11 protein-coding genes and 5 pseudogenes are annotated in these 15,837 nt (G+C 44.2%); 5 read left to right on the plus strand and 11 right to left on the minus strand.

Features of this window, described 5'->3' with window-relative positions; all coding sequences use genetic code 11:
- Positions 1-32 precede the first annotated feature (32 nt).
- Positions 33-2,768 carry an ATP-binding protein gene (locus I1H34_RS28325; RefSeq protein WP_212666689.1) on the plus strand — a complete coding sequence of 912 codons (2,736 nt, stop codon included), beginning with the start codon at positions 33-35 and terminating at the stop codon, positions 2,766-2,768.
- 135 nt (positions 2,769-2,903) lie between these two features.
- Here I1H34_RS28325 and I1H34_RS28330 read toward each other — a convergent pair whose 3' ends face one another.
- From I1H34_RS28330 to I1H34_RS28360, 7 genes and pseudogenes are all read right to left on the minus strand, one after another.
- Complete coding sequence (locus tag I1H34_RS28330; protein WP_212666553.1) at positions 2,904-3,275, minus strand: hypothetical protein; 372 nt, start codon at positions 3,273-3,275, stop codon at positions 2,904-2,906.
- A 261-nt stretch (positions 3,276-3,536) separates the two neighbouring features.
- Complete coding sequence (gene groL / locus I1H34_RS28335) at positions 3,537-5,171, minus strand: chaperonin GroEL (protein ID WP_212666690.1); 1,635 nt, start codon at positions 5,169-5,171, stop codon at positions 3,537-3,539.
- A gap of 492 nt (positions 5,172-5,663) precedes the next feature.
- Positions 5,664-6,188: a tetratricopeptide repeat protein gene (locus I1H34_RS28340; RefSeq protein WP_212666691.1), complete on the minus strand. Its 525-nt coding sequence runs from the start codon at positions 6,186-6,188 to the stop codon at positions 5,664-5,666.
- Between the two features lie 229 nt (positions 6,189-6,417).
- Complete coding sequence (locus I1H34_RS32410) at positions 6,418-6,729, minus strand: tetratricopeptide repeat protein (RefSeq protein WP_249370246.1); 312 nt, start codon at positions 6,727-6,729, stop codon at positions 6,418-6,420.
- Positions 6,730-6,815: 86 nt separating this feature from the next.
- The gene (locus tag I1H34_RS32415) at positions 6,816-7,208 is read right to left on the minus strand and encodes a tetratricopeptide repeat protein (protein ID WP_249370263.1); all 393 of its coding nucleotides are present in this window, start codon (positions 7,206-7,208) and stop codon (positions 6,816-6,818) included.
- A 529-nt stretch (positions 7,209-7,737) separates the two neighbouring features.
- A pseudogene (locus I1H34_RS33155) lies at positions 7,738-8,729 on the minus strand (ISAs1 family transposase).
- Positions 8,639-9,025 carry a diguanylate cyclase domain-containing protein gene (locus tag I1H34_RS28360; RefSeq protein WP_315874905.1) on the minus strand — a complete coding sequence of 129 codons (387 nt, stop codon included), beginning with the start codon at positions 9,023-9,025 and terminating at the stop codon, positions 8,639-8,641. Before I1H34_RS28360 ends, I1H34_RS33155 begins: the two are co-directional and overlap by 91 nt.
- Positions 9,026-9,228: 203 nt before the next feature.
- On the opposite strand from I1H34_RS28360, the gene I1H34_RS28365 reads away from it, so the two are divergent.
- The 3 genes and pseudogenes from I1H34_RS28365 to I1H34_RS28375 all read left to right on the plus strand — a co-directional run bounded on the left by I1H34_RS28365 (position 9,229) and on the right by I1H34_RS28375 (position 11,905).
- Entirely contained in the window at positions 9,229-9,693 is a 465-nt protein-coding gene (locus tag I1H34_RS28365; RefSeq protein WP_212666550.1) for a phosphate-starvation-inducible PsiE family protein, read from the plus strand.
- A 718-nt stretch (positions 9,694-10,411) separates the two neighbouring features.
- Positions 10,412-10,573: pseudogene (locus tag I1H34_RS28370) on the plus strand (IS1 family transposase); the annotation flags it as partial.
- Positions 10,574-10,837: 264 nt separating this feature from the next.
- Positions 10,838-11,905, plus strand: a pseudogene (locus tag I1H34_RS28375) (peptidase M42).
- 199 nt (positions 11,906-12,104) lie between these two features.
- On the opposite strand, the pseudogene I1H34_RS28380 reads toward I1H34_RS28375, so the two are convergent.
- Positions 12,105-12,835: pseudogene (locus tag I1H34_RS28380) on the minus strand (response regulator).
- Positions 12,836-12,970: 135 nt separating this feature from the next.
- On the opposite strand from I1H34_RS28380, the pseudogene I1H34_RS28385 reads away from it, so the two are divergent.
- Positions 12,971-14,074: pseudogene (locus I1H34_RS28385) on the plus strand (sensor histidine kinase).
- Here the strand turns inward: I1H34_RS28385 and I1H34_RS33005 are convergent.
- The 3 genes from I1H34_RS33005 to I1H34_RS33015 all read right to left on the minus strand — a co-directional run bounded on the left by I1H34_RS33005 (position 14,075) and on the right by I1H34_RS33015 (position 15,504).
- On the minus strand, positions 14,075-14,254 hold the full coding sequence (locus I1H34_RS33005) for a hypothetical protein (RefSeq protein ID WP_315874903.1): 180 nt from the start codon (positions 14,252-14,254) through the stop codon (positions 14,075-14,077).
- Between the two features lie 375 nt (positions 14,255-14,629).
- Positions 14,630-15,181, minus strand: a complete 552-nt coding sequence (locus I1H34_RS33010; RefSeq protein WP_315874904.1) for an ATPase domain-containing protein — start codon at positions 15,179-15,181, stop codon at positions 14,630-14,632.
- Between the two features lie 164 nt (positions 15,182-15,345).
- Positions 15,346-15,504: an ATPase domain-containing protein gene (locus I1H34_RS33015; RefSeq protein ID WP_315874906.1), complete on the minus strand. Its 159-nt coding sequence runs from the start codon at positions 15,502-15,504 to the stop codon at positions 15,346-15,348.
- Between the last annotated feature and the right edge of the window lie 333 nt (positions 15,505-15,837).

A 15,837-nucleotide genomic window follows, 5' to 3' on the forward strand; every position in this document is an offset into this window, starting at 1 on the left:
GGCCAGCTAAAAAAATCTGAGAAATATTATCTATGTGGCCTGACTCACTTCGACATTGGAGTAAGCGAGCACGGCGGTCAATTGATCCTCGTCAAAGCCTCAAAGCTCGCTTACTGTTGATCACGTTTGGGATGGTTCTACTGCTCTCGACCGTTTTGAGTCTAGTGGTGGGCAACATCAGCACGGAACAACTAGAAGCGGTCACTAATCAATCTTTAGAAGATCTGGCCTTTCAAGTGGCCGACAAGCTTGATCGCGGTATGTTTGAGCGCTATCGGGATTTGCAAATCATTGCCAGCCTTGACGTGCTGCGTCAACCGAGTGTCTCAATAACCACTGAGCGGAATCTGTTGGAACAGCTTCAGAAGTCCTACCCTAACTATTCTTGGCTGGGGGTAGCAGACCCTGCAGGTATAGTGAAAGCCAGCACTGGAGGACTGCTGGAGGGAGAAAGTGTTGCCCAGCGTCCGTGGTTTCAGGCAGGACGGAAGCAGCCCTTTGTTGGTAGCATGCATGAGGCATTGATGCTAGAAAAACGGCCCTCTAATCCCACTGATGAATCATCCCGATTTGTGGACTTGTCAACCCCTCTATTTGATGATCAGGGACAACTTCAGGGTGTTCTCGCTGTCCATTTAAGCTGGTCGTGGGCAAAGGAGACTACCCATCGGCTCATCAATCCAGAAGCCAAACACAATCATGCTGAAATCTTGGTTCTCTGCCAAGACGGGCATGTATTGCTGGGACCAGCAGGTGTTCAGGGTGAAACATTACCGATCACCATCCTTAAAGCCTCCAATACGAATCGGACAGGATATTTTATTGAGTCTTGGCCCAGTCAGGGGGAGTTTGTGACTGGCTGGGCCAAGACTAAGGGCTATCTCAGCTATCCTGGACTGGGCTGGATTGTGCTGGCCCGTCGATCGGTGACCCAAGCCTTCGCCCCAGCTCGGGTGCTACAGGCAAAGGTTTTGGGTTGGGGACTGGGTATCGGAACGCTGTTTGCATTGCTCAGTTGGTTGATTGCACGCCGCATCTCGTTCGTAACGATTAAACTCACCACTGCTGCTGATCGCATTCGGCAAGGCAGCCCTGATGAAACCTTACCGACCGTTGAGGGACGAGATGAGTTGGCCCAGCTCTCGCGTTCCCTCCATCACATGGTCAATATGCTGCAAATCCAACGGCAAAACCTACTGCTCACCAATCAACAGCTCCAAGATGAGCTACAACTCCGTGAGCAGGCCGAACATACAATTGGGGAGCAGGCTGCATTGCTGGACATTGCCACCGATGCAATTTTTGTACGGGATTTAGATAATCGCATTTTGTATTGGAATCAGGGGGCACAGCGCACCTATGGATGGTCAGCAGCAGAAGCCTGCGGCCAAAATGCAATCACCTTCCTCAATTTAACAAGTTCCCCCGAGCTAGACACCGCCGTACAAACTGTTCTTGAACAGGGCGAATGGCAAGGGGAGCTAGAAAAAGTGACCCAATCGAAACAAACAATCGTCGTTGATAGTCGCTGGTCGTTAGCCTGTAATGCAGAGGGTCAACCTGAATTCATCCTCACCGTTGATACGGACATTACTGAGCAAAAGCAGCTCGAGGTCCAGTTTCTGCGCGCCCAGCGACTAGAGAGCTTAGGCACCCTCGCCAGTGGCATCGCTCACGATCTCAACAATATTTTCACCCCTATCATTGGTTCAGCGGGTCTCCTACCCATCACCCTAGACCCAGCAGACAGCAAGAGCCGCCGCTTGGTGCGGATGCTCAACGATAGCGCTCAACGCGGCAGCGAATTAGTCAAGCAAATTCTAGCTTTCGCACGGGGGGCTGAGGGGGAATTCATTACGCTCCAGGTCGGTCACCTATTGGCCGAGATTCAACAGATCATCAGAAGCACGTTCCCAAAACACATTGAGCTGCAGGCCAATATTCCCACCCAGTCTCTGCCCACGGTGACCGCCGATGCAACCCAAGTCCATCAGATATTGATGAACCTTTGCGTGAATGCCCGTGATGCCATGCCTAACGGTGGCATTCTAAGTCTATCGGCCAAAGCAATAACAGTGGATGAACACTTTGCGGAGATACATATTGATGCAAAGACTGGGAAGTATGTCGCGATCACTGTTGCTGATACGGGTATGGGCATACCACTCGAGGTACAAGAGCGCATTTATGATCCCTTTTTCACGACCAAAGAGGTTGGCCAGGGTACAGGATTAGGGCTATCGACGGTGAGGGGCATTATCAAAGGTCATGGCGGATTTTTAGACCTTTATTCCGAGGTGGGTCGAGGAACAACCTTTACAGTGTTTATCCCCGCTGAACTCGATCATGAGATGGAGATACCTCAATATCCTGACTTACAAGAGGGGCAGGGGCAGTTAATTTTAGTGGTGGATGACGAAGCGCTGATCCTGCAAATGACCAAGAGCACGTTAGAACTATTCAACTATCAAGTGGTCACGGCTACGAATGGGAGAGATGCGATCGCTCAGTACAAGCAATATCACCCTGACCTTGTACTCATGGATATGATGATGCCGGAGCTAGGAGGGCAAGAAGCGATCTCAGCACTGAGAGACATCAATCCGCACCTCAAGATTGTTGCTACTAGCGGACTGATTACAGAGCAATTTTCTACTATCAGTGTTGATGCCTTTTTGCCTAAGCCTTATACTCTGCAAGAGTTACTTCAGACACTTGGGCAATTTCAGGAAAAGAACTCACATACTTTAGGCCATGAGATGCAATAGTAATGCATTGCATCGTAAGCGACCATGGTCGCTTACGATATTTGAGTGACCCCAGAATCTGTTAGAACGAGCTCTGATTGATGGAACCATAACCCATCACCATGGTCGCTTACGAAATATTGTGCTTCGATTGTTCTATGGCTGTCGCAAGTCAACGGACAAGCAGCAAAAATAACGGGAGTCTGTGTTTTTATTTTTTTGATTAAGCCATAGAAAACCAGGTGCCTGATGTGGATGTATCCCCCAAGCTGTAAGTGAAACAGCTACGCCCAGTAGGATGATCACGTTGGCTGCCAGAATACAGCCTGCGACCACTGCAATCGTACTCATTGGTAACAGAACCTGCAAACCTAGAGCCAGTAATGCACCACTAATAGAAATGAGTGCCACAATTGGGAACCCCACCACTAACCAACAGACCGTAAGAATAAAAACCCAGGTTAAAAAGCATTTAATTTTCTCCCCCAAAGACCAGTTAGGGAAGGGTAATGATTGCGATATGGTCATAGTCTGTCCCTCAATTTTGGCAAGGTATTTATTATTTTTAAGCAAATATTGGCAAACCAGCCTTCAGAGAATTCGATTTTTGGATTTTCCCATTCTGTCATCTCTGAAGACAGGCTGATTCTTTAGAATAATTGAGTAGTTTGTCATATCCATGACATAGGTTTTTACATGTATATGACTTTAAGACAATCAGCAGTTTAGATAGAGAGTGATGCTACTTAAAAGGTTTGACTGAAATCATTCAGGTAGTGAACGAGAATATTAGTAGCTAAAGCTTCCATCTTCTCCACCTGTATGTGCCAAGTTTTTTGTTTTTGGCTCAGGTTGCTCCGCTATGATGCACTCAGTTGTCAGTACCATCCCGGCAATTGAAGCTGCATTTCGCAACGCAGCACGAGTCACCTTAGCAGGATCTACAATTCCCGCTGCAAACATATCTACAAACTGGCCTGTTATAGCGTCATAACCAGTATTGAAGGCCAGATCCTTGATACGTTCTGCAATCACCGAGCCATTTCGACCCGCATTCTCCACAATCTGCCTTAGAGGAGCTGAGAGAGAGCGAGTTAAAATCATTGCCCCAATGAGTTCATCTCCAACTAAATGCTCAGCAGACCATTCCTCTAGTTGAGGTGCGAGATGGGCTAGAGTTGTCCCGCCACCAGGAACAATCCCTTCCTCAATCGCCGCTTTTGTGGCGTTAATTGCGTCTTCCAGTTTTAACTTGCGATCCTTCATCTCTGTTTCTGTAGCAGCTCCGACCTTGAGTACAGCTACTCCCCCAGTGAGTTTTGCTAGGCGTTCTTGCAGTTTCTCTTTTTCAAAGGAAGATTCTGTTTCCTCGATCTGACGATAAATCTGTTCACACCGGGCTTTAACACTGATCTCATTCCCTTCGGCAACGAGGGTAGTATTATCTTTTGTGATTGTTACCCGTCGTGCCTGCCCCAACATCTCCAGCGTAGTGTTTTCTAGCGTCAGACCTACATCTTCGCTGATTACCTGGCCTCCGGTTAACACTGCCATATCAGCCAATAGATCATTGCGGCGATCACCGAATCCGGGAGACTTGACTGCAGATACATTGATAATTCCCCGTAGCCGATTAAGAACCAGTGTTGCCAGGGCTGCCTTTTCGATGTCTTCAGCAATGATTAAGAAGGGTTTGCCCGTCTGAGCAACTTTCCCCAAAATCGGAAGTAGCTCTTGGGCCAACGTGATCTTTTTATCTGCTAATAGAATGTAGGTATCCTCTAAGATGACCTCCATCCGTTCGGCATCTGTGACGAAGTAGGGTGAGATATAGCCCTTGTCAAACTGCATTCCCTCAGTAATTTCGATTTCAGTATGCATCGACTTACCTTCTTCTAAGGTAATTACCCCTTTCTGACCCACTTTGGCCATCGCTTCTGCAATCATTTGACCAACGATTTCATCGTTTCCTGCTGCAATGGTTGCTACTTGCGTGATAGCGGTGGAGTCTTTCACTGGCAGAGCATGCTCTACAATTTGATCCAAGATAAAATGGGTGGCTTTGTCGATACCTCGCCGGATTGAGATCGGATTGGCACCAGCGGCAACATTCCGCAACCCTTCTTTGACCATGGCATGGCTTAAAACAATTGCTGTAGTGGTGCCATCCCCTGCAATATCATTAGTTTTGGCTGCAACTTGGCGTAATAATGAAACCCCGGTATTGGCTAGATGGTTCTCCAGTTCAATTCCCTTGGCAATGGTGATGCCATCATTGACAATTTGAGGGGCACCAAATTCACTCCCTAGAACGACATTGCGCCCTCTTGGCCCTAATGTCACCGCAACAGCCTTAGCAAGTAGGTTAATTCCTTGCTCTAGGGCCTGACGAGCATCAATATCATACAGAATTGACTTAGCCATTAAGGCTTACCTCTAATAATTGGGGATACTGTTCAAATCAGAAAAGTGTTAGTACTGAAGTATCCAGAATTTTGATTGAGAATTTTAGAAAAATTCAGTTCTTGAAAAAGTTAATTCCTCGTGTCAATGTCAGAAAAACTGCATTCAATAGTCAATAATATTGAGAATGATAATCTAAGACACTCAGCACTGATATTTTCATTTAAGTTGTTGAATTGATCGCAATAACAGAGGATTCTTACAACACGATTTCTTGATGAGAACTGTGCATCAAAGTATTGGAAGTACCCAAGTCAATGCCCAAATCATAGGATAGGTATCTCAGGGGTCTAACAGATTTCCACCATGAGAGTTTTGTGATTTTTGGGGTAGATGAGGAACACCCTACTGCCTGAGAGAGTGTATGAGTCATGATCTAAAGGTGATTACAGATGGGAGGGAGATGAATGTTATTTCGCCTGGTGGGCCAATACTGAAGGGAGTTTCAAAATTCTATAAGGGCTGAGTCTTGTTTTGCTCAATCAACCCACGCATCATGTTTGCAGAGGTATGATCTTCTTGTGCGTCAAATAACTGAGCAGCTGTCTGGAAATCAGATAAGGCATCTTGACGATCATTCATCAGCAGACGAATCGTACCGCGATTGCCATAAGCTTCAGCCATAGTGGGAGTTAGTTCGATGGCACGGTTAAAATCCTTGATCGCATTGTCAGTCTGACCAATTGAGAAATACGCAACACCACGATTGTAATAAACTTCCGAATTCGAGGTTGTTAATTGAATCGCTAGATCATAGGCTTCAATCGCACCCACATAGTCTTCGGTAAAGGCTTTTTGAATCCCTGTCATCAGGTAATCTTGGGATTGATTTTTCCCAGGCTGGAGGATTGCCGCAGGATTTGTTTGAGAAGAATCACTATTAGGTCTAGCCTGAATAGATTGGCAACCAACTAGGGCCAGGCTGCTTACGAGGAAAGTAGTGCTAAGAATCCATTGAGTGGGACGGCTAGAAAACATGGTTCAATCTCTTATAATAAATGGCTTGAGTAAAGCTGTAATCTGGCAACCCACAAGATTGTTGAAACCGTATCTTCATTGAAGCAAAATTACTTAAACTCACCATCAGCAGAGAGGATGAAATTTATTGCATCTCCATCCTCCTTTTGGACTAGTCCGATCGGTTGATTCTGGGGTATGTCATTACCTACATCTAGCTTGTGGTCAGCAGTCACTTTTCCTTAAGAGATTAATTTTGCTTTATTTGTTGAATCCTCAATACCGTATGCTGATAATTTCCCAAATCTCCTTGCTTCTGGAAAAGATCAGCCGCGTGCTGTAAATCAACTAATCCACCATTTTTATCCCCAGTTTGGGCTTTAATCAGACCTCTATTTCCGTATGCCTCAGCTAATTCTGCATTTAGCTTTATAGCTTTTGTATAATTCGAAATCGCTTGGGAAGCGTTTTGCATTGCTGCATAAGTTCTCCCACGGTTATAATATGCATCAGCATAATCTGGCTGAAAGCGGATGGCTTGATTTAGATCCATCAATGCCATCTTCCATTCTCCTTGCACTGAACCAAATATTATTGCTCGAACGTTGTATGCTTCAGCATAGTTTGGCTTTAACTGAATCGCTTTAGTTAAATCAATAATGGCCCGTCGAAATCGCCTATATCAGAGCGTGATTCTCCTCGGTTGTATAGTGCAATCGGGTGATCTGGATTAATTCTTAAAGCATGATTGAAGTCTTTAATCGCAACTTGATATTCACCTAAATCATGATAGGCAATTCCTCTATAAATAAATGCTGTTAGATATTGAGGATTTTCTTGAAGGGCTTGATTATAATGGTAAATAGCTTTTTGATAGTTTCCCTGCTTCGCTTGCTCTTTTCCTTCTTCTAATAATTTTTGAACAGGGTCTGAAGAAAGTGAGATTTTAACTGATTTAGATTGCGATTGAGTAAATAGACCAGTTCCTGCTATTCCGAGAATAATGCTGACAATTAAAGCAGTTTTCGAATAAGCTCCCATAAGATTTCCCACCAATAGTAATTTCAAATTTCTTCTAAGGGGAATGTCCGTTAATGCTAGTCAATAATAGTATGAAGTTTCAGCTTATTATTGATGTTGAAATGCCACTCATACTGCTGCGTCCACCTTCTCCTCTTCTTAAATTGTCTCTCGTCAGTCCCAGCAATCCGAGTGCCTGGACTTTTTAGCAAAATCCTTCCAATATTTCCACGAACTAGTACTTGAACCTAATGCACTAGCTGCGTAACAGAATCTATAGTCTTTAGGCCTTATTGAATCCGCATTCAAGGCTTCTGCCTCCATTTTATCTGAAACTCTTGCAGAAAAACGACTTTTGCCTTGTAGTTTTAGAAGACCAGTGCCCTGACAACTTTTACAAATGAATAATTAATAGGGGATTTTTTTACTAAAAATGGGAAAGCATTTTTTTCTGAATAAAGGGTGATGTCATGGCTGATAGAATCCCAGGGCTGTTTCATTTATCTGAAAGACTTTCTATGCATGACTTCTTGGACTTTTGAATATAGGGTTATGTCATCTTAAACAAGGACTTTAAGTTGTCTAAGCTAAAGCCAGCTAATCGTTGTGCTTGAGTCACATCTCGAACATGATGTACCTTATTTTCGACTCCCCAATATCCACGAATTCGGTCAGCAAGAACTTGCACAGGCTCCACAAATGAAGCAACGTAGTAACGAGTCTCTGTAGAGCTTTCAACGATATTAGCTCGATAGATTTGGCGCTCGGAGACGATACGAATTATGCTTTGTAACCCCGGAAACGCAGGAATACCAGCTAAGTCATGACTGATACTGATTGTCCTTTTTTCAATACGTCCATGTCCCTTGTTTATTTGCTTTATTGTCTGTTGAGCTTTAAATTCAGCTTCGACGCCTTTAAGTAATCCAGATTGATTTCCCTTGAGTGCTCCTAGATAATTATTGCCACTATCTATAATCGTCTGGGCTGTTTTTTTTGGGTACTGATTGCATCAAATGCAAATACGACACCCTTGAGTGCCAACTGTTCAATAAATGCAGGAAGCGCGGTGATCTCGTTCGTTTTCGAGTCAACCTCATAAGGTTCCAGAATCAGCCCTCGTTCAACAATATAAGCACTGACGAGCATTATCGCTGGATGCGAGTCTAACCTTGGGTCATCACTGATGGCTTCATATGACCCACGCAGTACTTTCCCGTCAGTCGCAATTGTTTCTCCAGGCAAGGGCTTAATCTCGAAAAACCGAGATAAACACTCTCCATACGAGAGATACTCTATCCGCAACAAGGTACGCCGAATTGTACTGTAGGAAGGTAAACGGCCTTTATGAGGGGCAAACAAAGTAACCAATTGAGCATGGTATGCCTTTAACCAATCTCCGATGGCGAGGAATCCACGATTGCCTGCGGCTACTGCAAGGGTGAATAGGGCTAAACATAACGATTGAGTGTGTCTTCGCCCTCTAGCGCGACGATTGTCAGGCAGATCGCAAAAGGCTTCGACAATAGCAATTTCAGGCATTCGGGAGGCTCAGGATATTGGGGCTGACTCCCTACCATATCAACGGCTCTATGAGAATGAAACAGCCCTGGGTTAGTATTTGAATAGGCGACCGCGTTTTTGCCCGCATCTTTGGCTTCATACATGAGTTGATCGGCAGATTGAATCAGCTCATCAACAGAACTGGGGGGATATTCAAAGATTAATACTCCCATGCTGAAGGTGACAGGCCACTGATGCTTTTCCAGTTCTTCAAGTAAAATTTTCTGCAATCTGGCAACTACATGCTTGACTTCTGTCTCTTCAGGTATGTGCAGCTCCCTTGTTCATCCATGATCCATAACCGTGTTTTGCTTCTAAAAAAGCTCAAAAGAAACACTACAACAAAATTTGGTTCACTCGCATCCGCTCTTTACAGTGCAAGGTTTTATGAGCTATGGGATACCAAGATCTGTCAGGCATTCAGCTACAGGACTGAAGATGAATAGGCTGTAATTGAGAACAACGTGTAAGATATTCCATGAACAGTATACGTCGACTATTGCATACTATTGTCAAAGCGTTGAGCGATAATTCCTTTGTGAAAGGATTGAAACGGCTTGAAGGTGCTGTCGCCAAGATTTTGACTTTAGGATTGATTCTAGTCATTTCATTCGCTTTACTGGATCTGGGGAATAGCTTGTTTCGTGAGTTAATTACAAAACCCTATGGATTTTTTAATTCAATGATACTAGGTATATTTGGCCTTTTCCTCAATATTTTAATTGCTTTAGAATTATTAGAGAATACCAAGGCATATCTAGATCATCAGGGTGTGCAAGTACAGTTAGTGATTGCAACTGCCTTAATTGCGATGGCTCGTAAGTTGATTATTTTTGATTTTGCTAAATCTTCGGGATTAGATCTAGCAGGACTCGCCACAGCCATCTTCTCATTATCTATTAGTTATTGGCTTGTTCGTCAACTCAAAAAGCAAGTCGAGTAAAGAGAACTTCTCCAAAGTTTAAATCAGGTATATTTCCTTGTTAGTCGTTCTTTGCGGTTGGAGAGTATCATAAGATTTGACTATGCAATGTTGAGGGCATACCCCAGGCTGGACTTCACACCTACGTAAGGGCAACACTTTTGAAATATTGAAATTACTTCAAAGCATTGTTCAGAAAAAGGTTTTTGAGATTTATTTGTTCAAAAAGTGTTGCCTCATATATTTGGTAGTTGAACTTTGCCTTTCTATCTCCCTCGAAAAAAGTCAAATCTCCGATAGTTTGCTAGGTGTACTTAGGGATTGTATGTGTGATTTTTGCTTGAGGCCGCGTTTATAGAAGGCAAAGTTATAGGATAGGTCAAGAGCCCTCTTGTGAGCTGTCAAGTCATACCACTGTCCAGTGAGGCGATGCTGAGCGAAAGTTGCTATTGATAAGTCACATTTTGTTACGCTAAGGGGTTTATATTTGAGGGGAGTACCGTTTATGGGTAGATCAGGGTGAGGTATCATAACTCTCTTTTTGTACTCTTCATAGGAAAGTATCAATTATGATGAGTTATCAAGTAGCTGACACTTTCATTTATACGAATGACTTTAACGAAACTATGTGTCAAAGCTATTTCATTTAAATGTCATTCAAATGCCAGTTGAGGGTTGCTGCCTTTGTTGAGTTGGCAAAAACCGATGGGAACAGAAGTTCCTGGCCCAATCAGTGTTTCAGGGAGTGCTAGATATACAACGCCTTATTCATCACTTGGTTAGACCACATTGGGGCCTCAGTAAGCAGACCACACCGGGAATGGAGATGGGATATTGTTCAAGCCTACTGAGCGTTTTAGAACTCCTAACTAATAAAGGCTTTAGATGTGTGTCTTGTTAATAGATCAGGTGCCCTGATTATCCCGAGACGATTTTACAGAAGCAGAAAAGGTGCTAGCAGCGACACAAAGCACAATGATAAATATTACTATTATTGGATCAAGATTCTACTTCACTTGCACCCATCTCCAGCATTTCAGTTAGGGATATCATCTGCCCCACTAGTTTATGAACTATCCACTGCCACTAACCATTGATGTTGCTGTTGTTCACCAGGAGCTTTGATATGGAATATCTAGATTTGTTAGGTCGGAAGGATGTATTGATGCCAGTGGCGACTGCAGGATATACTTACCCGGAGGTTAGTCAGTTCTTAGATATCCTGAAGCCACTGATTCGAGAACCTTCAGTGGTTGGTAACGAAGACTCTTTTTTCCGGGTCTTGCGACGTGAATTAGAAGAAATCGGGATTGAGGTACAGCACTATCATGGCGTATTGGTTGCCCAGGGAAATCGACCCCATAGCTTATTCTTTCTGCCCATATCGATCGTCATGGACTCCTTTGTACTGGACCGAATGAGTTTCAATATGCAGCCTTCATTGCTGGAACCAGGGTGAGAACATGGGAGACTCTGCATCCGAGCATTTACTTCACACCATTGAAGATCGCTTTCAAGGACAGCGGGTGCAGGCTCATTTTCCCTATACTGGCACCTATTTAGGCCAAGGCGAAATTACGCACTCCTACATTTGCCCAGAACGGAATAACCTGATTTTTGAAGTGGATGGACTGGATTTCTCCAGCCAGGAACGCCTGTTTCTTTTTTGGATCGGCTACAGATTGAAGATGGACTAATTTCGGCCCAACTGGATAACGTTGTCAGTGCTGCAATGTTGATCTATCTGTTCCGACAGGGGTTTCAAGGGACTGGGCTATTCACCGCCCAAGAGGAGACTGGACGCAGTTGGCGGTATACGTTGTCCTGGTTTCAACGACAGTGTCTGACCACCCAGCGACTGATAGTCCTCGATACCAGTCCCTATGCCACCCGTGAAGATGCAGATGCTCAGCAGATTACGTTGCGCCATAAAGATGCTAATGGCCCATTTTCCCCAACCATGACTCAAGAATTAGTGAAGCGCTGTGAAGAGTTCGGGCTGTCCTATGGGTTTAAAGATGAATATATTGCGATCCAGAATGAGACTCGTGAAAAGCCCTATCCCCTGGGTCGGACTGAATTGGGACGAGTAGTTTCGGCAACTGATGGGGCGATTAATGGGACAACGCTGCAGATTCCGACGACGGAGTACCATACGGCGACTGAAACGGCATCCTTATCGGCGATCTCAGGTATGATTCAGCTACTCCTGAGCTATGTTGAGCCGGTTTGATGTGATTACGAATCCATAGACTGAGATAGAAACTTAATAGCAAAACAGACTGAAAGCGTAAATAATCTGTAGCAATTTTATGAAACCTAGAAATTTGGTTCATTTGATTCTATAAATCATGAACGTGTTCAAAAAGCAAAACGTTTAGGCCGACACCCCTTCCGCCTAGCTCCAGTAAATGTCTAAGCTCCAAGAGGATTTATTTAACCAAACCAGCTCGAAGGGCTCTAACAGCTGCCTCTGTCCGATCGCTTGCACAGAGTTTACTTAAGATATTGCGAACGTGAGTTTTCACCGTACCCATACTCATAAATAGGGATTCTGAGATCGCAGTATTGCTATGTCCTCCCACAATTAGTTCAAGAACTTCTAGCTCTCTCTCCGTCAAGGGCGAAGTTTGAAGAAGTTGAGCTTTGTCAGGATCTAAACCATGAATGGTGACAGCATCTAATTCACCTTTATAATTTGTGGTCGTAGTGCCTTCTAAATGCCCTTTGCGAGCCTGCTCAAGCACAATGCTGGCAATTGCAGGATCGATCCATGAATGCCCTTCAGCAGTAGTACTCACGGCCTCAACCAATAGCTCAATATCAGTATCTTTTACACAGTAGGAATCTGCGCCAGCCGCAAATGCAGCCAGTACTTCAACTTCCTGATGGTGCATTGTCAAAATAAGGACCTTGGTGGCTGCACCTTCACCCTCTGATTGCACTTTTCTAAATCGCTGAACTAGTTCAATGCCATCAAAATCAGGCAGTCCAATATCGACAATAGCGACATCTGGCTGTATGTCTTCTAGCAGCTTTAATCCCTCACTACCCGTAGCTGCTTCCCCTACAACTTCAAAATATCTTGCTCCTCCAATGCTCCCAGCAATCCCATTCTGGTAAGGGTATGGTCTTCAATAATTACGATGCGGATGATATTCATGAACCATTATGTCTATAGAGATTAGTCCAATAGGACGACGCGGATACTGAAGGTTGTCGGATACACTAGTGGAACTTTCATTCAGTATGCCACATCCCTTAGAGAATCAAGACTATAGCTTGCTGAGGCACCCCTATGAACGTCACTTCTCCCTATCCAGTTGATCAACAAGTCCATATCTTAGTGGTTGATGATGCTTATGAAATCTTTGCTTTATTCAAGCCGTTCTAGAAACGGAGGGTTATCAGGTGAGCTTAGCCGAGAATGGCAAGTCGCCCTCGAACAGTTTCAAATGTCATTGCCTCATTTAGTCTTATCGGACGTCATGATGCCGGGAATGAATGGTACAGAGCTAACTCGACAGATTCGCAAGCAAAAGACTTGCCCTTATCCCGATATTGCTGATCACCGCCCAAGAGCAATCGGATGTAGTGGAAGGACTTGATGCAGGGCCGATGATTTCATTAAAAAACCCGTTGAGATTACGGAGTTGTTGGCTCGGGTTCGCTCCCTGTTGCGTCTGAAACATAGTATTGATGAGCGAGAACAAATGACAGTAATGAGGGAAGAGTTTGTCTATCGCCTTACTCATGATTTACGTATTCCTCTCGTGGCTGCAGATCGGATGTTTACCTTAGTGGAGCGTGGGGAAATATGGAACCATCCCGGATCCTTGCCAGAAAGTGATTGCCACCATGAAAGACAGCAATTCTGATCTGTTGCAAATGACCAATACATTACTTGAAATTTATAAATATGAAGCGGGCCAAAAAGCTTTAGCTTATACGACCTTCGATGTAAAACAACTAACGGAGTCAGTGATTGAAGAACTGAGACCACTGGCTGAAGAGAAGGGACTTGAGTTAAAGATAGTGACCAAGTCCAACACCAATTTGAATCATGATTTTCATCCTATCAGGTGCACGGTTAGAGCTAAGAAGAGTCATTACGAATCTCGTGGGTAATTCAATTAAATTTACCGATACAGGTTCCATCCAGATTCAATTGGAAAAACAAGACAATTCTCTAATAATGAGAGTGGAAGATACTGGCTGTGGCATCTCTCCTGACGAGCAGCCCATCGTTTTTGAACGGGAGTTCCAAGGTAATCATCGCTGTTCGGGAAATGGGTTGGGACTGAACCTAGTCCGTCAAATCGTCGCGGCCCATCAAGGTACGGTGGAGTTGCAATCTCAAGTGGGGAAAGGCAGCAGTTTTAAGGTCCGTATTCCTGCCTAATCAAACATCATCGTCATCTTCAGACTTGATGATATCGCCATCAAAAATTCCTTGAAGTCCCGTCAGGGGTGGACCCACTTCCACACCGTACTGTGTTATCTTCAGTTCCCTTAAGGTTTTTTCAAAATCACTTAACCGCTTTTTGATGACACCAATGCTCTTCGTATTCGACCTTGCCATCTTCATGACGATCGACATATCTCAGCAAGATTAGATTATCGGCTAGATAAGTGAAACTATCAGCAGTTCCTTTATCATCTTCATCTAATAATGCCGTTCATTGATGAGGATTACTGCAACCCCCATATTGGCTAGATATTTACACAATGCATGTAGGTGAGATAGAAAATCTTCTCCTTGCATGGAGAGGTTATAGCCCGAGATGCTATCAATCATGACAATACGTATATGATTCTCCTCAACCTCATGGCGAACAATACTGGAAAACTCATCGGGATGTATTGCAAGGGCTCAATTTTGACAATAGCTAAAGACCCTTCCTCCGTCATCACCCGTGCTGGGATTTTTAGCTTTTCTGAACGTCGAAGAATAATTCTACATCTTCTTCAAAAGTAAAGACGACAGACGTTCCATACGGCTTGCTGCTTCCTTCATGAACTGAAGACCAATAGTGGTTTTGCCTACCCCACTCGGCCCTCTAAATAGCGTCACCATGCCTCGTTCAATGCCACCTCGGAGCATTTTGTCGAGGGCGGGAATGCCTGATGGGAGGGGTTCAGGTTGAAAATTACGTTTGTAAGCTTCAGGTAATAACTTGGGAAAGACAGACATGCCTTTGGGGCCAAGCCGCAGAGAGTGATTTCCTGCTTGAAATCCTGAGCTGCGGAATTTGGAGATGCCAACAGTACGCCGTGTAGGTGTAATTCCCAAGTTAATCACCCCATCACTCATGAACTGCAGATCATAATCAGGTTCTTCTGGACTGCATTCTGATGTAAAAACGACCGTTGCACCTTGGCCAAGAATAAAGCGGATAAACGCTAATACTTGCTTGCGAAACTGAAAGGTATCTGCAGTGATGTAGCGAAATTGCGTCATCGAATCGACAAAGATTCGGTCTGGCTTCAACTTCGTCACTTGATCCACAATTTTCTGGGTGATCGGATCTTTTTTCCACTTCAGCAGGGCTAAAAAAATCGTAGGTTTGTGACTCCGTAAAAAAAGCTGAGTCAGGACTGAGATCCAGACAACTGACGGACTCTAGATCTAAGTCCATGTCAGATCCAGTTTCTAGGATTTGGTGACCCGGTTCACCAAAACAGATGAGCAGGGATGATTTCCCCTTGGGGCAGCTGGTGGGTTAAGTAGTGCAGTCCTAAAGTCGTTTTACCTGTCCCTGGCCCCCCGCGCACTAAATAAGCCCGATTAGCTATGAGTCCACCATTGAGAATTTCATCTAGGCCAGATATCCCTGTTGATAACCGCGTTTTACTAGTCTGTTTCTTCTTAGAACTTTGGTCACAGGACTACTCAAAATGTGTATTTGCGAGATGATGGCACTAGAGAAGTATAACGATTGAGAGGTCTATCACTCTATTCCTTAGTAACCAATAAATCATCTAGGACATCTTCCCAGTAAATCAATGGCTCGAATCTTATTGTTATTTGCTAGATCTTGCCAATAGTAAATTCGTTCAGAGAAGTTATCTGAACGGCATGAAGTTATCTCGGTATCATCTGAAGAGAAGCACTCGTCCCATGAATTACTGCAAGAGTTTCTTTTGATCTATGTATTGTTGATG

Origin of the sequence: Acaryochloris marina S15, from assembly GCF_018336915.1 — a bacterium.
Taxonomy (GTDB): Bacteria; Cyanobacteriota; Cyanobacteriia; order Thermosynechococcales; family Thermosynechococcaceae; genus Acaryochloris; species Acaryochloris marina_A.